The 20,967-nt window shown below is 39.9% G+C and carries 17 protein-coding genes and 1 pseudogene; 2 read left to right on the top strand and 16 right to left on the bottom strand.

Going from position 1 to position 20,967, the window contains the following annotated elements; all coding sequences use genetic code 11:
• Positions 1-826: 826 nt before the first annotated feature.
• From ACDX78_RS16220 to ACDX78_RS16185, 8 genes and pseudogenes are all read right to left on the bottom strand, one after another.
• The gene (locus tag ACDX78_RS16220) at positions 827-1,720 is read right to left on the bottom strand and encodes an ABC transporter substrate-binding protein (protein ID WP_486029205.1); all 894 of its coding nucleotides are present in this window, start codon (positions 1,718-1,720) and stop codon (positions 827-829) included.
• 52 nt (positions 1,721-1,772) lie between these two features.
• The gene (locus ACDX78_RS16215) at positions 1,773-3,626 is read right to left on the bottom strand and encodes a Xaa-Pro dipeptidyl-peptidase (protein WP_486029204.1); all 1,854 of its coding nucleotides are present in this window, start codon (positions 3,624-3,626) and stop codon (positions 1,773-1,775) included.
• Positions 3,627-4,087: 461 nt separating this feature from the next.
• Positions 4,088-4,295: pseudogene (locus ACDX78_RS16210) on the bottom strand (aldehyde dehydrogenase family protein); the annotation flags it as partial.
• A 107-nt stretch (positions 4,296-4,402) separates the two neighbouring features.
• Positions 4,403-6,451 carry a CocE/NonD family hydrolase gene (locus ACDX78_RS16205; protein WP_486029202.1) on the bottom strand — a complete coding sequence of 683 codons (2,049 nt, stop codon included), beginning with the start codon at positions 6,449-6,451 and terminating at the stop codon, positions 4,403-4,405.
• Positions 6,452-6,507: 56 nt separating this feature from the next.
• Positions 6,508-7,269: a TetR/AcrR family transcriptional regulator gene (locus ACDX78_RS16200; protein WP_486029201.1), complete on the bottom strand. Its 762-nt coding sequence runs from the start codon at positions 7,267-7,269 to the stop codon at positions 6,508-6,510.
• Between the two features lie 12 nt (positions 7,270-7,281).
• Positions 7,282-7,923 (bottom strand): ABC transporter permease, encoded by a 642-nt coding sequence (locus ACDX78_RS16195; RefSeq protein ID WP_486029200.1) that lies wholly within the window; start codon positions 7,921-7,923, stop codon positions 7,282-7,284.
• A gap of 299 nt (positions 7,924-8,222) precedes the next feature.
• Entirely contained in the window at positions 8,223-8,864 is a 642-nt protein-coding gene (locus ACDX78_RS16190) for an ABC transporter permease (RefSeq protein ID WP_486029199.1), read from the bottom strand.
• Positions 8,865-9,986 carry an ABC transporter ATP-binding protein gene (locus tag ACDX78_RS16185; RefSeq protein ID WP_486029198.1) on the bottom strand — a complete coding sequence of 374 codons (1,122 nt, stop codon included), beginning with the start codon at positions 9,984-9,986 and terminating at the stop codon, positions 8,865-8,867.
• Between the two features lie 1,261 nt (positions 9,987-11,247).
• Here ACDX78_RS16185 and ACDX78_RS16180 point away from each other — a divergent pair.
• Together ACDX78_RS16180 and ACDX78_RS16175 are read left to right on the top strand one after the other, a co-directional pair.
• Entirely contained in the window at positions 11,248-11,544 is a 297-nt protein-coding gene (locus tag ACDX78_RS16180; protein WP_486029197.1) for a helix-turn-helix domain-containing protein, read from the top strand.
• A 26-nt stretch (positions 11,545-11,570) separates the two neighbouring features.
• Positions 11,571-12,071 carry an IS30 family transposase gene (locus ACDX78_RS16175; protein WP_486029196.1) on the top strand — a complete coding sequence of 167 codons (501 nt, stop codon included), beginning with the start codon at positions 11,571-11,573 and terminating at the stop codon, positions 12,069-12,071.
• A gap of 454 nt (positions 12,072-12,525) precedes the next feature.
• Here the strand turns inward: ACDX78_RS16175 and ACDX78_RS16170 are convergent, their stop codons facing one another.
• From ACDX78_RS16170 to ACDX78_RS16135, 8 genes are all read right to left on the bottom strand, one after another.
• On the bottom strand, positions 12,526-13,812 hold the full coding sequence (locus ACDX78_RS16170) for a hypothetical protein (RefSeq protein WP_486029195.1): 1,287 nt from the start codon (positions 13,810-13,812) through the stop codon (positions 12,526-12,528).
• Between the two features lie 192 nt (positions 13,813-14,004).
• Positions 14,005-15,381: an outer membrane protein assembly factor BamB family protein gene (locus tag ACDX78_RS16165; RefSeq protein ID WP_486029194.1), complete on the bottom strand. Its 1,377-nt coding sequence runs from the start codon at positions 15,379-15,381 to the stop codon at positions 14,005-14,007.
• A 1,014-nt stretch (positions 15,382-16,395) separates the two neighbouring features.
• Complete coding sequence (gene rpsI, locus ACDX78_RS16160; RefSeq protein WP_486029193.1) at positions 16,396-16,788, bottom strand: 30S ribosomal protein S9; 393 nt, start codon at positions 16,786-16,788, stop codon at positions 16,396-16,398.
• Positions 16,789-16,807: 19 nt separating this feature from the next.
• A complete protein-coding gene (gene rplM, locus ACDX78_RS16155) occupies positions 16,808-17,245 on the bottom strand; it encodes a 50S ribosomal protein L13 (protein ID WP_486029192.1) in 438 nt (145 codons plus the stop codon).
• Between the two features lie 264 nt (positions 17,246-17,509).
• A complete protein-coding gene (gene truA, locus ACDX78_RS16150) occupies positions 17,510-18,268 on the bottom strand; it encodes a tRNA pseudouridine(38-40) synthase TruA (protein ID WP_486029191.1) in 759 nt (252 codons plus the stop codon).
• A gap of 52 nt (positions 18,269-18,320) precedes the next feature.
• Positions 18,321-19,121 carry an energy-coupling factor transporter transmembrane component T family protein gene (locus ACDX78_RS16145; protein ID WP_486029190.1) on the bottom strand — a complete coding sequence of 267 codons (801 nt, stop codon included), beginning with the start codon at positions 19,119-19,121 and terminating at the stop codon, positions 18,321-18,323.
• The gene (locus ACDX78_RS16140) at positions 19,114-19,986 is read right to left on the bottom strand and encodes an energy-coupling factor ABC transporter ATP-binding protein (protein ID WP_486029189.1); all 873 of its coding nucleotides are present in this window, start codon (positions 19,984-19,986) and stop codon (positions 19,114-19,116) included. Before ACDX78_RS16140 ends, ACDX78_RS16145 begins: the two co-directional genes overlap by 8 nt.
• Positions 19,962-20,801 (bottom strand): energy-coupling factor ABC transporter ATP-binding protein, encoded by an 840-nt coding sequence (locus ACDX78_RS16135; RefSeq protein ID WP_486029188.1) that lies wholly within the window; start codon positions 20,799-20,801, stop codon positions 19,962-19,964. The genes ACDX78_RS16140 and ACDX78_RS16135 overlap by 25 nt, the downstream gene beginning before the upstream one ends.
• Positions 20,802-20,967 lie beyond the last annotated feature (166 nt).

The following is a 20,967-nucleotide window of genomic DNA, read 5'->3' as shown; positions in this document are numbered from 1 at the left end:
CACCGTATAAAGTGGTGGGATTTCTTTTTCAAAATAAAAAATAGACTTCTGAACCAAAGAAAATACTTTTTTTATGGATTGGGATTGTAAATTAAAATAAAAACCTTAGTTTTTGGGTGCTAACCATAAATTGGTTAGACCCTAAAAAGGTGGTTTTAAAATAAAATAATTAATTAACCACTATATATTGTATTAAAAATACGTACATGACCTTTTTGGGAGTGAACCATAAATTTTAAAGGTTGACATTGTCTTTACCTTTTAATACAACGCTAGTGAGTTAAAGATGAAACTAAACATACATTTTTTATTTTCATCAGGCTATGATACAAGTTAGATAAACTCACACCTCCAGCACGACACATGGTTTAGGAGGACTTGACGATGCATTTTTCTATAACGTTTCTGAATATATATATATCGCAGTTTCAAATAAACAATGGTTTTTAAAAATGCGTGAAGTCTAGGTTATTAAGTTTGACTTTTTAATCTTGCAAATATTGCACTAACAACAATCAATATTGACCTATCTATGTTATTTGCAAACTCCAGTCGAATTTTCGTGGACAAAGAATAAAACCTCTACCGGGTAATACGCTGGGTAGAGGTTTTATTCTTACATCACCTTCAACTTCCTGTCTTTTTGATTTAGCGAAAACAGTTTACATCATGCCGCCTATTCTCCGTTGGTTTTTGACATTTGCATACCTCTATGACACCCATAAATAAATATTTCATTCAACAGAATAAGAACAAAGATTTGTCTATATTTGTCACCAATTAGCATAAATTTGGTCGGTAACGTGGTCACTTTTTATTTAGAACATTAGTCTAACATTTCTTGTTCCTGTAAAAACTCTTCTGCAACGTCTTTTATTTTTTGCTCATCAATATTGACTTTATACATTAAATCGGTCATTTTTTCTGTGCTAATTGTACCAACCAGAGATTCTAGTATTTCATTAATTTCTGGATAATTGTCGACGATTTCATTTGTTGCGACTAAAGAAGACTCATAAGGTGGAAAAAATTGTTGATCATCTTCAAGAACTTTTAAATCATGTTCTATTATCTGTGGATCAACCGTATAAGCCGTTACAACATCTAATTCACCGTTCGCTATTCCTTCATACATCAAGGAAACGTTCATACCGCGCGCATCGGCAAATTCATATCCATACGTTTCTTGAAACCCTTTATAGCCATCATTGTCACGTTCAATCCAAGCGTTATCTGTTCCTAATGTCAGTTCACCTGCATATTCTCCCAAATCTGTTATCGTATCAATATTATTTTTTTCTGCAAAACTCTTTTTAACTGCAATTGAGTAGTTGTTTATGAAACCAATCGAGTCGTACCACTTAATGTCATATTCTTCCCCAAAGAGCGTCTGTGCCTTTTTCAATGTTTCATCTTGATCTGTAGTATATTCGACATCATCAAAATAATTGTTATACACTTCTCCAGAATAAAGACTAGCAATATCAAATTCACCACGTTCAATACCGGCAAATATTTGTGGGCTAGCCGGCAGATCCTCGACGATCTCAACTGTATGATCTGTTTGATCTTCAACGAGTGACTTTATTATTTGCACATTAATTTTTGCATCCGTACTTGTGGCTGCAGCTACGGTAAATTTTTCGCCACCCGAATTGGAACCACATCCTGCGATTAACAATGAAATAGCAGCTAGAGCTGTTATTAATATACGTTTCATTTTCACTTTACTTTCCAACTCCTCTTTAATTTAGTTCTTGAAAGTCTGATATTTACTCTTGTTCTCTATTTTTTTTATTTCTAATAACTAAAAACACTATCACACCTGCAATTATTATGCCTACACCAATCAAAATAAATAATGTCGAATTTATCTCCGTATTTTGTGATCCATCAACTTCTTTGTCATCGCCCTTTGGAAACTCTCCTACTAAAGGTAAAGTGACATGACTTTCCTCCGGATACACTTTAACGGTAGTTCCCGGTTCTGGTCTTTTTGTATACTCATGGTCACTTGAAACAATGACTAAACCGATTTTATGCCCTGATGAAAATTCATAGTCGTGTGGTTCCATTTCCCAATTGAATGTATACTGTTGACCAGGAACAAGGCCCTTAGATTCTGATATTGAATCTACATTCTGCGCATCCATCCATCCCCTTGTAACAACTTCAGCCCCATTTGGCCCATAGTCAACAATCCACGCCGACAAATTGGCTGCAGGACGGTCGATACTTGCATTTATAGACAAGCTAGGAGTTCCACTCAATCGGATGTTCTCAGTTAATGCGGGGCTTAGATAAGCCAAACGGTTTGGCGACTTCGATGACGGGTCCTTGATTAACTCTTTCGCGGTCTTAGAAGCATCATCTGTAAAGCTTTCTGTTGTATTTTCCACCGATTTTTCATTAAAGCTTAAACCGACCGATCCTTTGGAACTATTGCTTAAATATAATTTCTGATCTACCGCATCAACACGAGGCCATGCTTTTAACGGTTCCCATGAACCAGCAACGTTCCCTATCTCTACCCTCGGCTCATCCATAATTCCACTATCGATGTCATATAACCAATAATCGAACCATTTATTCAAAGTGGTTAACCACTTTTCACCTCGCTCATCTTTAGGATCGGTATGGGCGCCTTGGTGTAACCACAGTTTTCGTGGAACGTCATGCTGTTTAAGTTTTTCCCACCATTGGGCGTATTGCTTTCGCTTGACATTCATATCGTTCAAACCGTGAATGACGAACACACTTGCGTGAATGTTATCTGCATCATTTAAATAGTTCCGTTCGTCCCAGAATTTACTGTAATCCCCAGTTTCCCGGTCCTGGTCCTTCTCTAATTGATCCATTAACTTTGCACACACTTCTGGATTATCACGCGTGAGCACCCCTTTGGCTAACAAGTCTAAACCGTCTCCTTGATAACCACCCGGGGCAATAACAGCTCCATTTGCACGGTAGTAATCATACCAATTACTAATCGCACCAATGGGAACAATGGTTTCTAATCCTTCTACGCCTGTAGCAGCCACACCATTCGCGAGAGTTCCATCATAGGATTTACCCACCATACCAACCTTTCCGGTTGTCCAGTCAGCTTGGACTTCGTTTCCATCCTCATTGTAGGCTGTAGCACGATCATTTAGCCAATCCACAACCGACTTTGCAGCATTTATTTCGTGTTCACCCCCAACTGTCGGACATCCTGTTGATCCAGCAGCACCAAGACCGTCTGCAATGACAACTGCGTAACCGCGAGGGACAAAATAATCCTCATAATAGTTCGGCAAATTGTACGGAATCCCATCGTACAACTCTTTATCCACATTATGATAATCGGGATAATCCAGACCTCCGTTATAGGAACTCATATTATAAATAACTGGGACTTTAAGGCCTTGCTCAGTTTCTGCTGGACGAATAATCTTTACAGAAATTCGTTCATTTGACCCATCCCCATCATTGTCAAAGTTTGTTTCTACATCAACTGTTTCAGTGATGGCTTCATCATGTGAGAACACTTCTTGTGTCATTCCGTTTTCAACTAAGATGTCCTTTCCAGGTTCAGTATGACCATCATCTGCTTCTACTTGGTTTGCTGGAAGCAGTCCGAACATTGCTGTTGCGGTACATGCCAAAACAAGAGATTTAAGTAATAGTTTGATTATGATCCACCCCTCCGTCAATCTGTGTTTAGTTGTATCAAAAATCTTTTTCACCCGAAGTAATTTTCGTCGCACCGCAGCCTCTGCGTTCCCTCCATATACCTACAAATTTAAGGTGATGCAAACTTTTTTCCAGCATCCCTAATATTAAATCTAGCAAAACAGCAATCAAGATACCTACAATCGTTCCTGTGAAAATCATAAACTGATCATTGTATCCAATTCCGGCTAAGACTAAATCACCTAGTCCTCCGGCTCCTATCAGTGTAGCTTTAAAATGTGAGGTCCTTCATTTCCCTAGGATACATCAACGTACTCAACCTTTTCGGTATTATTGGACCAAACACCACCTGCTAAACCTTTGTAATGGCATCCTCTGTTGATTTAAACTTTTCAACGGTTAGAAAAGTTTAAATACCTCCAGTAAATGATATTAAATCAATTTGATGATTTTCGGATAGTTCCTGACCCACTGTATTACCTGGGCCAAGGACAAGATTGGCAACACCTTGCGGAACTCCGGCTTCTTCAATTAATTCTATACCTTAATAATAGATAAGGGCGTGATTTCACTTGTTTAATAACAAATGAACATCCAGTAGCCAAAGCTGGAGCTAATTTACAGAAATAGTTCCTCTATATGTCAAAGTGTTCTTAGAATTTCGTCACTCACCATCCAATCTACGAGTGAAACAAAGCGTTCGGTATGGCTTGTCCGCTTTCACCCATTATTGGTAATTTCGCGGAATCGTCTCTTTCCATGTTTTACGGAAAATTTCTTCACCGTTAAACAGGGCGACCATAGTATTGGTTAAGTAAAACGATGTAGCGTCGCTGGACATGGTACTGTCAGTGAACAATTGCGTATCCCAGTCCTCACGGGCAACAGTCAGTTCCCATTCACATCGGATATTGGCGGACAGTGGGTCACCAGACGTAATCGTGAACATATTTTTATTTTTGCTTCCATGCCTAATACCATTGTTCGGCAATCGGCGTTCCCCTTCATCTGAATAGTCTTGTAATTTCCATGTGTTTGAAATGGTGTCATGAACAACATCGCGCGTTCGCTTTTCAGCTCGTAAAATTTCCTTGTCGATGGCTTGAGCTATTTCCGGATTCTCAAATGATATGTGCGCATCTCTCTCTGGTCGTGGTGTACGTACGGGTAGTGATATCTTGGTTTTTTCGTTTGTTAAAATAGTCAATGTCACTGGTTCCGGTGACGGCCACGCCTGCGGCCAATATGTTGGTGCTACAGCGAGTTCCAGCCGGTGTCCAGCCGGTATACTCTGGCCTAGGGCATCCAACTTAACTGTTGCCTCGTAAATTTTTCCAGGTTCGAGTGCTTCTGGATGTTCGTGGGACTTCAAATGGTTCAGATTCAGCATGCCCCAGCTAATCAACGTCGACTCGCCTGTCGGCGCCTTATCACAAAGTTTTGCCGCTACAAGCGCATTCGGCTGATCAGAAGTAAACGTCATATGGAAAGTTGGCTCACCAAGCAAATCAATGGTTTCCTCGAGTGGATCTGATGTAAATACAATTGTTTTACCATTTTCCAAACGTTGGTCTGCCGGTAAATCTCCTGGCTCTCCAAACGGACAATAGACGCCTGCATACATTCCATGTTCCTGCACACTTGGGACAACAAGCTTTTGCTCATTAGATGGGTTTTGTTGTAATTGGTAGTCCCCGCTCAACCAATAATCATTTTTTGTTATCTGTTCAGATGGCCAACTTTCCTCAGCAACCCATTTACCTGGCCGTTCATCGTAATCCACTTGTGGTAGTTCACTGTTTTGAATCCATGATATTAATTTCGGATCATCTTTCACCCCGGTATCAATCCCCTTTAGCCATTGATCCCACCAGCGTAGGCATTCCTGTAAAAAACCTATTGCTGGTTCGGGCATAGCGACCTCAGGAAATTCATGGTGCCATGGGCCAATCAGACCTTTTGCATAGGGGATATTGTTCAATAGACTAAACACTCTGTCTGTATACCCATCCTGCCAGCCGCTCACTGTAAAGACTGGAATATCCACCTTGGAATAATCTTCACATATAGAACCATGCTTCCAGTAAGCATCTCGTGTCTGATGACGCATCCATTCATGTACATAAGGCGTCGTGTTTAAACGCTGCAACCAGTTATCTTTCCAATCTTCTCCCACAATTTTCGGATCTTGAGGTCTAGCACTGTAAGCAAACATCGTCGATGCCCACCAAAGCATGTCCGAAGCCAATATATTGCCGCCGCGGTAATGCACATCATCAGCATAGCGGTCGTCAGTTGAACACAGTGAGATAACTGCTTTCAAAGCTGGATGCTGACGGGCGGCAAGTTGCAGGCCATTAAACCCACCCCAGGATTTGCCGATCATGCCAACATCGCCAGTGGCCCATGACTGCCGGCCGATCCAGTCAAACACCTCCAAGGCATCATCATGTTCCTGTTTTAAATATTCATCAGGCAAATAACCATCAGAATTACCGGTACCTCGGATGTCCACTCGAATGCTTGCATACCCATGACCAGCGAAATAAGGGTGTCGTATTGAATCACGTATTGCGGTAAAATCATCCTTCCGGTAAGGCAAATATTCCAAAATAGCCGGAACCGGATTCGTTTCCGCATCAACCGGGATCCAAATTGTTGCAGCAAGACGGCTACCATCTGATAACGGAATCCATACATTATCTAGTTTTTCGATTTCTTTTGGGAAATCCGTTTTGATTGTTCTATTATCTGAATCAGCTACGTTAAATACCATAATAACTTCAACTCCTCAAAATATACTGTAAGTGTTCCCAGTGTTCATATTTTTGCTTACCCACGCCCGTATTCATATGTGATTAAGTTTTTTTTCTCGGGAACTACAACATCCATGATACTTCTTCTTATATAATACATCGTATATTTGGCCGCTTCTTCTTTTGTAACGTTTTTCCTGAGATTAAGAAGGTTCGTCATCATCCCTGTCCAAATGAGCATTGTTAAATTGGCGATATAATCAAGATCTGTTTCTTTAATAAACCCTTCCTCGATTGTTTTGTAAATGAATAACGTGCTTCTTTGGGCAATATTGTGATGCGTAATAATGGATTGCACCTCATCTGACAGATTAATCAGCTCATTGGCATAAACCTCATAATACAACTGGTTCATCTCTTCCGGAATTACACCTAGGTTTTCAATGTACAAAAGGGAGTAAACCTCCGGATATTGAAACGAATGCCGGCAAAAACATTCCCATCCGTACAGCCACTCGTCTACGGTGTTGTTACCTTTTTCCATATAATTTGGCAAATCATGGAAATAGGTGGTCGTATAACGCATCGCCGCAAAGAACTTCAAATGAGATAAATTTCGAAAATAATTATAAGCAGTTGAACTTGTGTACCCCGCTCGATCAGCAATTTCTCTTATTTTAATATTGTTCATGCCCTTTTCTTCGATTAAATCCGCAGCTGCATTCAAAAAATATCGCCACATCCGAGCAGTTTGAATTTTTTTCCTTTCGCCTGCTGCTACCATCTTTTCATCATTCCAATCCTCGTTTTTTACTTCACCAACTATGCGGCAACACATGAACAAACAAACTTAAGCTAATCGCTTTTTTGTTTTACGTTCTACTATCCCTAGTGCAAAATCGGCAATAATGGCTATGAGTGTAGCTGGGATGGTCCCGGCAAATATTTTTATATCAGACTGTAAACTGATTCCCGATACAATTTCCTTACCAAGTCCACCAGCTCCGATGTAAGGACCTATTGCTGCTACAGAAATTGCAATAACCGCAGCCAGACGAAGTCCCGCCATTAAGTAAGGAATGGACAAAGGGAATTGTATCTTGGCAAGCAACTGTAACGGCGTCATACCAATTCCTATACCTGCTTCTGTAATACCGTCATCCACTTCCTTTATACCAACATACGTATTCTTAACGATTGGTAACAGGGAGTAGAGAAACAAACCAATAACAATCGTTTTGAAACCGAAACCAAAATACAACATGAGTATGGCTAGCATCGCCAAACTGGGCACAAGTTGTATAACGTTTGTAATCGATATAATAATTGGGGCCAATCTTTGAAACCTTGCAGCTAAGATGCCAAGCGGTATTCCGACAACAAGAGCAAGAGCAATACCGTAAGCAACCATTAGAATATGTTCAACAGTTAACGCCAGCAATTCATTAGAGTTATTAGCCATATACGCGGCCAATTCCGTTATAAAATCCATGAGAATCTCCTTTCCCTGTAGATCAGTATCCCCTTTTCCTCCAAAAATTCTTTAGCAACGTCTTTGAATTAACAATTTTTTACATCAATTTCATAAAATAAATCCGTCATTTCCTTTGTGTTAACTTGATACAAGAGATGTTTCATAAGATGGGGGAAAAGTTTTCGATATCTAACAGCACGTGTAGTTCCAACCTTTTGAAAATCAACGGGCTTACCGTTAAAACTTCAATGATTTTAATATCATAAACTGTTTTGTCTTTTGCCAGTAGTTTCAAATGCGGTTTCACTGTCATCATTTTAGGAATAAGAAAATATTTTTTCAACTTTACCTAGAACAAGATCCAGTAAAATTGCTATGATAATCGCTAAAAATGTTCCTGTAAAAATCATCATTGAATCGTTATAGCCAATGCCGGCCAAAACGAGATCACCCAATCCTCCAGCACCGATTAATGCCGCTAAGGTTGTCCAACTGATAATGTACACAGACGTTACCCGAATACCGGACATAACATAAGGTAATGCTACGGGTAATTCAATTTTAAATAAACGTTGGAATGTTCCATAACCCATTCCTTTGGCAGCCTCGATTATACCTGGTTCAACCGAATTCATACCGGCATATGTATTCCGAAGCAACGGTAATAGTGAATATAAAAACAAAGCGACAACAGCCGGAACAAAGCCGATACCAAACAAAGGAATAACAAGCGCCAATAAAGCGATAGTCGGTATTGTTTGGAATATATTCGCTATGTTAAAAGTAATGGTCTTTATTAGGTCACTTCTTATTTTCGTCAAGTAAATCGCTAATGGTACAGAAAACGTAATTGATAGAACGATTACTGTCAGAGCAATGAGCATATGCTCATACATATACGCCAGAATAGAAGAATAACCTTCACGCCAGTATTTGATATATTCCTGAACGAGTGTCACTTATTGTTCACCACATTCGTGCTCCGACGTAACATGCCATTCATAGAGCAGCTGGTATGGATCAAGCGTACCCACCAGTTGACCGTCTTTACTAATAACCGGTGTTGTCATACAGACACCGTTTAATTCATTTATCACTTGCTCCGTTTCCGTGCCGCTTTCAATTGTGTAGATATCCGATTCAAGCAAATTATCGATTGTTTCTTCCTGATTACCCAAAGCATGATACAGGTTAATAGAGCCCCGATAAATATCATCTTGTGTTACAACCGGGATATCAGTCATTTTGTGGGCAGTCATTTGCTTAATAGCTTCGAGAGTCGAACTATCATTTTGAACTGATATGAATGATCTTGATATAAACCTGTCTAAAGAAGGCAATTTTTGTTCCTCAGTCAAACGTTTCCCACCAATAAAGTCTTTCACAAAGTCGTCCTCTGGGTGGGCGATGATATTATTTGGTGAATCCTTTTGAACAATTTGGCCGTCTTTCATTAAAATAATCTGGTCAGCTATTTTAAGTGCCTCGTCCATATCATGCGTAACAAAAATAATGGTTTTATTAATTTCGCTTTGCAGACTCAGTAATTCATCCTGCAATTGCTCCCGACTGATAGGATCCAATGCACTGAATGGCTCATCCATCAAAATAATGGATGGCTCTGCAGCAAGGGCACGAATTACACCTATTCGCTGCTGTTGACCACCACTGAGTTCAGATGGAAAGCGATTCATGTAGGTGTCGGGATCAAGGTTCACGAGTTGCAACAATTCGATGACACGTTCTTTAATTTTTTCTTTAGGCCATTTGAGTAATTTTGGTACTGCAGCTACGTTATTATAAATAGTCATATGCGGAAACAATCCTATGTTCTGAATGACATACCCCATTTGTCGCCGCAGCTCAATAGGATCAATCTCCTTTAAACTCTTACCTTCCAGCAAAATTTCACCATCTGTGTAATCCACGAGTCTATTAAGGAGTTTCATAGTCGTTGTTTTTCCACAGCCACTCGGTCCTATCAATACATTAATTTTTCCATTTTCAAAGGCTAAATCGATATTGTCTAATGCTTGAAAACCATCTTCATAAACTTTTCCAATACCTTTGAGTTCAATCAAGTGAGTGAATCCTCCTTTGTAAGTTTATAAATAATACCGGAGTCATTGATTAAAACGTCCATTCAATCGGTTGAACACTCCTTACTCTTTATTGTCGAATCATATCCATTCGCACCGCGAACATATTCATTTAATGAACATGTTCAACTTTAATAAACGCTCAAAAATTTGTCAAGTTGTAATATATGATTTTGCTACACCTATTCCCTTTCATAGCAGGATTTTGATGGCACTAAAAATATTATCTGTCCGAACATACTTATGGAATTGAAAAGAGTCATTTTTACTTGCCAAACATTAAAATAATCTCCATTAAAAACCTTCTTCGAGAAAAGGCTATCTTATAAAGACACAAAATATCTGAACCGTCGAATAACCTATAAATAATTCAGATATAGTTACTGGTACTGAATTCACATGCCCAAATTGTGGAAGATCAGGCTGTTAAATTCACGATATTCAAGACCAAAGTCATATAACATGGCGACACCTTGATTTCTGGCAATATCAAACACCGCTTCATGCCAACGGCATTCGGAAAGCAGAGCGCGTCTCCATCATGATGGAGTCCAAGGGTTCACCGATGACACTGACCGTACGCATTATCATCAGATGAATGTCGGAAAGCGTAACTGGTTGGTCTTTGCATTAAGGATTGACGTCTTGATTACCGTATTCTTTTGGCTAGTTTACTTAGGTTATTTGCGTATATTTGGTACGCATTTATAAAAGGAAGCATTCCTGTAACGAAAAAACTTATGGTATATCTCATTGTTTGAGTATTTCTTTTTATAGGGTGCAGTGATGAAACTGTACAGTTTGCTGAGGAGAGCAAAAAATAGAAAAAAAGTGAAGGACAGTATGATGCTATTATTGTAGGCTCTAAAGAGAATGGAGAATATATCTTTAGATATAAAAACGCAACAAAGGATATGTAAACTACAAAACTAAATGTAAAATAAAAATTTGATTACTAAAACTTAACGACATGAAAAATAATGGAATAGGGTCACAACGCCATGTTTAGGCCCTCAAAATTGTCATACCAGGGTTTTATGGGAGATGTTTACATCATGCCGCCTGTACTTGACTTTGTTTCTTAGCTTTTCATCAGTCTATTTATCTAGTTTTTATAAAAATATTACCCCGTCAAAAGAGGACTTACATTCGTTTTATTTCGTGCTTTTATTACCTGTTTTATAAGAGGTTCATTGTAAAATGAAATGTAACAGTTAAATAAATAGAAAGCCATTCTAACAAGATGGAACATTCATTTGCACATTTAAGCGCAATGGAAAACGGTAATATAGAGGACTATATGGATGAGGGCCTGTCACTAAGGAAAATTGAGAGAAGAATGGGACACAATCCGAGTACGATTTCGCGTGAGATGAACGGCGGAACCGTCCAGCAGATAGATACTAATCGCAAAACCTATACCACATACTTTCCAGACGCCGGTGCTCGCGTTTACAGGGGAAACCGTGACAATTGCAGAGGGCGTTCTACGATGATGGATGTATTGGAATTTATTGAATTTGCCGAAGAAAAATCCTGAAAGACAAATGGTCCCCTGATGCAGCTGTGGGTTATGCGAAAAGGCATAAGAAATTTGACTACGTTCCTTCGACGAAGACTTTATACAATTGGATAGATGAAGGCAAGTTGTCTGTGATCAATATGGATTTGGAGTTGAAACTCCGCCGTTCAACAAAGAAGGTAAAATCCCGTAAAAATAAAAAAGTGTTGGGATCAAGCATTGAAGAACGCCCCGAATCCATAGACACCAGGGATGAATTTGGTTGCTGGGAAATTGACACCGTTCTGGGGCACAAATCAAAAGATGACGTTTTACTTACCCTGGTAGAAAGGAAGACACGTATGGAGCTCATTAAGCGCATTCCAAGTAAAAGTGCCCCAGCTGTTACAAAAGCCTTAGAAGACGTAATTTCGGCGTTTCCAAACAAGCAGGATGTTTTTCGAAGCATTACATCAGTCAGCGAACTAGCAGATCAAGGCACAGAGAAGCAAATTGACGGTTGTTTTGCCCATCCCTATGCTTCTATGGGAGATAGAGTCAAATGAAAGACACAATGGGCTCATTCGGAAGTTTATCAAGAAAGGGCAGCTTATTCATACATACGCTGATGAAACAATTGACGATGCCGCCAACTGAATGAATACACTTCCTAGGAAAATATTAGACTATCAGACCCCAGCCGAAGCATTCGAAAAATTTGTTGGTGTTGGGGCCTAGGCCCCAACACCAACAAATTACAGAAAAACCTTATATAGCGGTTTCACAAAGAGTGTTGCATTTACTATTGCAATTTAGTTTTTTCATTTTTTTATCCTCTTGCATTATTTATTTTGTGCATTGAAACAATTATAAAGTTTTTTCAAACTGACTCTTTCCTTCAACATTGGGACTCAACCCTGATGAAAGGTAACCGCTCGATTAACGATGGTGCTAGAGCTCTATTTTAAAACTGAATAGCAACTCGCACTAGAGGCCATCCTCATGTACCCTTTTCTGTATTTATGCCCCTTTTTCATTAAATGGAGACGGTTCAAAATCAATTTCAACATCTTGATCTTCCAGAGAATGTATATAGTCTTCTGTCTTAATCGTTTGGATTTTGTAATTATCCCCTTTATCAATATCCTTAAACCTATCTAAAACTAAAACCGTTTCACCATCACCAGAAATCCCCATGAATTTGGATCCAGAGATTGTATTTCCTTCCTCTTCCTCTATATATTCATTTGCATACAAAGATTCAATAAAGGAAAAATCCTTTTCATCAGGGCCAAGCCATTTTGATGAGTCAATATTAAAAACGACTTGCCCATATTCTCTGACTTCATCAAATACATATCCGTTTGGTCGAACAAAGTTAATATCAAAACCATGCCCTAAATGGATTTCTTCTTCTGATTCCCTGTCAAAAATATAACTGTCTACATAATTATAGTGCTCTCCACCGGATACACCACGATATCGGTACATAATATACTGCCCATCCGGGGAAATTTCTCCCTCAACCGTTGTCGCATTATCATCATCAGGTACTTCCTTAAACAGAACTGGATCGGAGTCATTCTCCGTCTCATATATGTAGGAATTCCAAAAGTCATCATTTGCACCATCGATGAAAAATTTTTCGTTTTCCTGGTCCGCGCTAATGCCTAAAACCGTTGTCATATCATCCATTTCGAGAAAAGCTTCTTCTCCATCCTCTGTTAGTTCATAAATTACCCCATCATTATCGTATTCATCAATAGATAAAACACGACCATCTGCCAGCGCTGTTAAGATTTTATTTGAATCCGCAGAATGCGTAATCGTATCATTTGTTACATCATACACCACAGAAACTCTTTCATCATCTGCATCGTAACAAGTCCCGGTAAAGTAGAATGTATTTTTTTCATCGATTGAATAAAAACTACAATTAGAATAAGTATCAATGGATGAGGCATCTATTAGTTCATTATCATAGATGAAATAAGGTGTGACCTCTTCATCTTCTCCAGATTCGTCCATTTCTCTAAAAAAAACGACACTGCCATCATAATTGATGGAGATGTTCTCCACATCAGCGTCATCATCATCCTCATAAGAATGAAGTTCTGTTAATACAGTCCCATTTTCATCATTTTGTTCCTTTTCATTAGCCTGATTTCCTTCGTTATTTTCATCCGACTGTGAAGATGCTTCCTCGCTATTTTGTTCACCATTTTCGTTGTCCTGATTGCTACAAGCAGTAATAATGAATACTGCAAAAATTATAGTTAACGCTAAAAGAAATATACGTTTATTCACTTCATGCTCTCCTATGTTTTTTACTTTAAACAATTTCATTCAACAGCATTCGATCCTTTTTAAAGAATTGCGTCCAGTTAATGTACATTTCCAACCTTTATCAGATTTGCTGTTTATAGTGTCTTCTTCTCCAAGATGAATGAAATACCGTCCATTGATAGTTGATAGTGTGGACAGCATTTCTTGAATTAATTATTTTTCACCGATTGCGAGCATGGTTCCTTTGTGGGCGAAAAAGTATAGGGTGTTATCCGGGCCCAGTACCATATTGGAGTACTCAATTATGTCTTCGCCTTCTGGCTCGTACTCCCATTTTAATTTTCCTGTTGAGTCAACGGCATAGATGATGTCGAGGGAATTCATATAAAAGGTTCCCTCTTGGTCGACAATCATGCTTCCACTTGCTTTCTTTCCATTAGGTTGAAAGTGCCATTCCTCGTTGCCGTCCAGATTAAATGCATGAAGCCCGTCTTCGAATAATGCGACGATTTTTTTGTCGTTTGTTAAAGTGAGCCCGTTACTTCCATAATATTCGTTTTCTACGTTTTCTTCCCAGCGTTTATCGCCGTGTTTTGAATAGGAGTATAGGGTCGTGTCGTTCACGAAATAGACATTGCCTTCGTGGTCAATCTGAATATTGCTGTAATCCAGTGCCTCATCGATTTCATTTTCCCATTTCACTTTTCCTGTTTCGTCAATGGCGTAAAATGCTTCTTTACCGATACCGTATACAGTTCCATCGGAAGCGACCGCGGGGCCTCCTTTAATTGCATGCTCGGAAATATTTTCTTCATCACCATATTCCCATTTCAAATCACCATCTTGAACGGCTCCGAATATTCCACCGTTATTGATATAGAATGTTCCGTTTTCTCCCAAGACGGTGGGATAGACTCGAGAGCCTAAGTTGGTTTGCCACACAAAGGAATCTTTCAAGTCGCCATTTTCGCCGTTAAATAGAGCAAATGTATCATTATCCAAGCGAACCCAAATATCTCCGTTTTCGTCAATGATTGGTGCTGAACGGTGGTGGTTTCCGATGCCGACATCAAGTTCTTCGTGAAAATCGGTGACTTCCCACTTTACTTCGCCGCTAGGGGATATCGCAAACAGGCCATCATGTTCTTCGTCTTTTGCATTAGAAATATAGTATATGGTACCATCTGAACCGATGACGGGACTGGATCTTCCGGGTCGTTCTGTATATTCTTTATCTGTTGTTTCGACAGACCAAATCAGTTCGGGTTCCTCTGGGCCTGTGAAACGGGATTGCCGTGTCCAGTTTGCGTCCGTCGGGAAAATGGCGTTTTCGTCATAGGCTCCTTCCATGAATCCGCCAATGTCTTGGTTGGGGTCGAATGGCCCTGCCGCTTCTATTGCTTCTTTTTGATCGTTACTCTTGTTGGCTTTGCTTTCATTGTTTTCATTCTGATTTTCTGTCGAATGCTCTGTTTCCTTGTTTGATTCATTGGGTGAATTCTCTGGCTGTTCATTGTTATTTCCATCTGATGAACATGCAGCAAGGAACATCAAGGCAGCCACGAAAATACTTATTGCTAGTTTTTTCAAATTCATTCTCCCCTCTAGGTATTTAGTAGTAGAATTTTCCTTTTTATTGACCAAGACATAGGATAACACAAAAGATGGAGGATTAAAAATGGTTTTCGGAAGAGAACATAAAGAAAAACCCATACTGGAAACAGCAAATAATGGAAATAAATGTTGGTTACTGATATTCATTTATCTTCATTTGGTTTCTCTGTTCTTATAACTCGGACAAACTTAGCTGTAAATTTAATTCTTTTCATTACTTCTGGGTGTATCTCTACTTGTACTTCATACTTCAAATACTCCATTTATACCTACACTTCAGCCACATCACCTTCTATTGCCAATGATTTTGCAAGCTTAGTAAAAACTAGAGGAGTTAATCCTACGAAACGTAATCATGCATTATCTATTACCGAGTTTAAAAAGCTTCGGAATTACGTTTTAAGCGACCCAGACTATGAATTTAATATACTTGTATTAAATTAGCATTGGAAACAGGTATGCGGCGCGGTGAGCTATTAGCAATCCGTCTTGAGAGCTTGTATGAGCATGGTGTTCATGTAAGACACGATAAGTCCAACTTCTGAAGATACGTCCTTAAAGACAGATAATGCAAAACGTGATATCTCGATTAATAAATCTGTATACGATCTCATTCAATCTATTAAGGTAAAGGAAAATGGTTATATCTTTTCTTTCTATGGCTTTAAACAGTCTGAACGATTAACCGCTCTATTAAAAAAGCTCGATATCCCTAAACAACCTTTCATGGGCTAAGAGATAATGACGCATCCTTTCTTTTTGCAGGACATCGATCTTGTGTATGTATCAAAGTGCTTAGGTCATGTAAATATTCAAACGACTCAAAACTATTATCTCAAGTTAATGCCCGAGAAGAACAAGATGCTGACGCCCTAAACTTGTTAAATTCTCTATAAATGAACGCAAGAAAAGCACCGGTAATTAAACCAGTGCTTTAAAGTAACTTTTATTGTTCTGTCCATGAAAAACCTTGGCACGACAGCATTCGATTTAACGTTTTGAGAATTGTGGTGCACGACGAGCGCCTTTAAGACCGTATTTTTTACGCTCTTTCATACGAGCATCACGAGTCAGATAACCTTCTGCTTTTAAAGTAGAACGGTATTCCGGGTCTGCTTCCAGAAGTGCGCGGGCAACTCCGTGGCGGATAGCGCCAGCCTGTCCGGTAAATCCTCCACCATGAACATTGACTAATACATCATATGTTCCTTGTGTTTCTGTAGCAGCAAGCGGCTGGTTCAAAATTAAAAGCTGTGTTTCATATGGAAAATAGTCTTTTGCTTCACGATCATTAATCGTAACATTTCCTGTACCTGGTACTAAGCGTACACGTGCAGTTGATTTTTTACGACGACCTGTGCCGTAGTATTGTACTTGAGCCAATTCATTTACCTCCCTTAAATTACCCGCGAAGCTCGTAAACTTCCGGTTTTTGTGCTTCATGTTTGTGTTCAGAACCTCTGTATACGTGCAATTTCTTACTCATTTTGCGTCCCATTGGACCTTTTGGAAGCATGCCTTTTATGGAAAGTTCAAGCATTTGCTCCGGGTATTTTGTACGCATTTCTTCTGCATTGCGTTCTTTAATGCCACCAGTGTAACCGGTGTGTCTGTAATACTTTTTATCAGTCATTTTTTTACCAGTCAGTTCAATTTTATCAGCATTGATGATGATAACATGATCACCAGTGTCTGCATGTGGTGTATAAGTCGGCTTATGCTTTCCGCGAAGGATTGCAGCAACTTCACTGGACAAACGTCCTAAACGCTTGCCTTCAGCATCCACAACAAACCATTTGCGTTCAATCTTTGCTTCATTCGCCATGAAAGTTGTGCGCATGATTGTTTCCCTCCAAATAATTTCGTTCGTTATTCCTATATTCAACACAATTAGATTCCGGGGCTAATCGTGGTTTTAGAAATAAAATGCCATAGATCATAATATACCAAATTGGTGCAGAATGTCAAGCTTTAGTTGATTTTTTTACAGTAATCAGTGGACGGGGTGGAAATATACCTGAATTCAATCGTCAGGTCGAGCGAATTATTGTGATCATAGAGCGATTTCACGGGACTGTCGAGCGATTTAAAGGCTCTACGAAGCCTAAAGCAAATCCTGTTCTTCATACCTTACCTTCCACAAATAAAGCCCTTGAGGCGGTACTGTTATGCCTACAAGCGTTCGATCCTTTGCTTCTAATAGCTCGGGAATATCCGATGCTTTTCGTCTGCCTTGGCCAACATCCAACAAAACCCCTATGATAATGCGTACCATATTATACAAAAAACCGCTCCCCCGGAAGATAAATTCTATTTTCTCTTCCTGTTTCTCGCAGCTTACCTTATAAAGCGTACGTTCTTTGGAGCCTTTAATGGTTGCTTTTGCGGAGGAAAAAGTTGTAAAGTCATGTCTCCCCTCCAGGTAGCGGCAAGCTTCCTGCATTGCCTCTATATTCAAATGATAAGGGAATTGATAATAATAATTTCGTTTAAAAACATCTCTTTCTTTTTGATTCCATACGTAGTAGCGATACTCTTTTTCCACGACAGCGTACCTTGCATGAAAGCTGTCTGGAACAACTTTCACATCTTGCACATATACATCCTTCGGCAAAAGGGTGTTCAATGCAGTTTTCCAATTTTGCTCCGGTATGTCGAAAGAAGAATCAAAATGTATCGTCTGGCCAAAGGAATGCACACCGGTATCTGTTCTGCCTGAAGCCTGGATTCGTACATCTTCCCCTTTGTGCATCTTTTTTAATGCATGCTCCAGCTCACCATGAACGGTGCGCTGTTTAGACTGGATCTGAAATCCGGAAAATTGGGATCCATCATAATGTATAATACATTTCAATCGTACCATTGTATGCCAAACCTTTCTTCATCCACTATTGCATTTCTCATCCGAACGGCAGTTAATAACCTCTCGTAACAAACAAGCCCGCTACAACGGCCGTAAACAATAAATAAATCCAAATATCCCGCTGTTCTATTTTCAATTCACGCAGCTTTGTGCGTCCTTCCCCGCCTTGATAGCCGCGGGCTTCCATAGCCATAGCCAATTCTTCAGCCCGCTTAAATGCACTGACAAACAGCGGCACCAATAACGGGACAACTGCTTTGATCCGCTCTTTAATTGGGCCTGTCCGAAAGTCAACACCGCGGGAAGCTTGTGCTTTTGATATTTTATCCGTCTCCTGCATGAGCGTCGGAATAAAACGCAGCGAGATAGACATCATCAAAGCGAGCTCGTGTACCGGGAATCTAAACCGTTTCAACGGATGAAGCATGTCCTCAATCGCATCTGTGATTTCTATTGGTGTGGTTGTTAATGTCAGCATGGATGTCACAAGAATAAGCAAAAAGAAGCGCATGGAAATAGCAAACCCCTGGATGACCCCACCGGAATAGATAGCAAAATTAAAAATTTCTATGAGTACAGTACCTTCATTTGTCACAATCAAATGCAGGATGAAAGTAAAAATAATTAAAAACCAGACAGGGGTCAAGCCTTTCATAATAAATCGAACCGGCACCCGGGATGTAAACATAGCCGTAAAGGCAAAAGCCGTAATAATAATATAGCTCGACAGGTTATTCGCAAAAAATACGATAAAAACAAACACAAAAATGATTGTAATTTTTGTTCTTGGGTCCAGTTTATGGACGATCGAGTTTCCCGGGACATATTGACCGATGATGAGGGTATTATTCATGTTTCTCCCCCTCCTTAAGCCGGTCATATATGGATGAGGCCATTTCTTTAATCGTTTGTCTCTGAAAAGAAATGGACTTACCAAACCTTGCTTCAAATTGGTTTAAAAATGAGACCATTTCCGGAACATCAAGCTGCACTTTATTTAGTGCTTCTTTTTGAATAAACACTTCTTCCGGTTTCCCTTCCATGTATTTCGTCCCTTGATTTAAGATGATAACCTGATCGGCATACTTTACCGCATCCTCCATGCTATGCGTAACAAGAATGGTCGTTAATCCCTGCTCCTTATGCATCTGATAAAACATTTCCATCATTTCTTTCTGACCGCGGGGGTCGAGCCCTGCTGTCGGCTCATCAAGTACAAGCACTTCTGGCCTGATAGCAAGAACGCCGGCAATTGCCACCCTTCTCATCTGTCCGCCACTCAAGTCAAATGGGGAGCGTTCCAGAAAATCCGTTGACATCCCTACGGCAGGAAGTATTTCTTTAATCCGCTGCTCCGTCTCCTTCTCTGGCACCCCAAAGTTATTCGGGCCAAATGCAATATCTTTTTCGACCGTTTCTTCAAACAGTTGATGCTCGGGGTATTGAAATACCACACCAACCTTGCTGCGGAGCTCTTTCATGTTTTCCGGCTTCTTATCAGGTGTTAAGCGGTAATCTCCAATGGTGACTTCCCCTTCACTCGGCATAGCAAGCCCGTTTAAATGTTGAATAAGCGTAGACTTACCTGAGCCGGTATGACCAATGATGACAACAAAGGATCCCGAGGCAAAATGTAAATCTAAGTGATCTATCGCCTTATGTGCAAAAGGTGAATTCCGTTGATATATATAGCTTACGTCCTTGAATGTAATGTCCATAGATCCTCCAGCAATTCTTCATGGTTTAGCGGTTCCTTTGTAAGAGAAATTCCCTTTTCCTTCAGAGATTCTGCCAGCTTTGCGACAAAAGGAACATCCAAACCGATTCTCGTAAGTTCATCTTTTTTGGAAAAAATATCCCTCGGGGTTGACTCTTCCCAGATCTCCCCATTATTCATCACTATAACCCGCTCCGCCTGTACAACTTCCCGCAGGTCATGGGTAATGGTGATTAAAGAAAGCTCATTCTGTTTTTGCACATCTGCAACCGTCCGCATGATTTCTGCACGGCCGCGCGGGTCGAGCATGGCTGTTGCTTCATCCAAAATCAATACTTTTGGGGAGATGGCCAGCACACTTGCGATAGCCACCCGCTGCTTCTGGCCGCCTGATAACCGGTGTGGTTCAGTCAAAAGATAATCCTGCATTCCAACAGCGTGTAACGTGTTATCAATTCGGCTTACCATCTCTTCTCTGGAAAAACCTCTGTTTTCCATGCCAAATGCAACATCATCCTGAACAGTGGTTCCTACAAACTGGTTATCCGGGTTCTGAAATACCATGCCTACTTCTTTTCTTACTTCCCAAATTGTATCTTCAGTGACCGGGACGCCATCAATGACGATTTCCCCTTCCTGCGGGAACAGAAGACCATTTAATAGTTTGGCGATAGTGGACTTGCCGGAGCCGTTATGACCGATGATGGCAATCCATTCTTTTTCATAGATTTCAAATGAAACATTTTTGAGTACCCAGGGCTGCTCATCTCCGTACCTGAAAGAAACATTTCTAAACTCAATCATTCTCTTACTCATAAAAACTCCTCCTCCCTGGTTTGGTTCCGGGTGTCTTGCGTAAATTCTGCATCTTACAGAAACCAGTAACAGGCATGTCTAATGGGGTTCATGGATCGTAAAATTTCTTTATGGTACATGATCATCCAGAAATGGCCGGGTCATGGTTCGTAAAACTCCTTTATGA

This window comes from Virgibacillus oceani (assembly GCF_041521345.1).
GTDB classification, from domain to species: Bacteria; Bacillota; Bacilli; order Bacillales; family Amphibacillaceae; genus Virgibacillus_N; species Virgibacillus_N oceani_A.
Note: the sequence above shows the minus strand (reverse complement) of the source record. Positions and strands in the feature narration are given on the sequence as shown.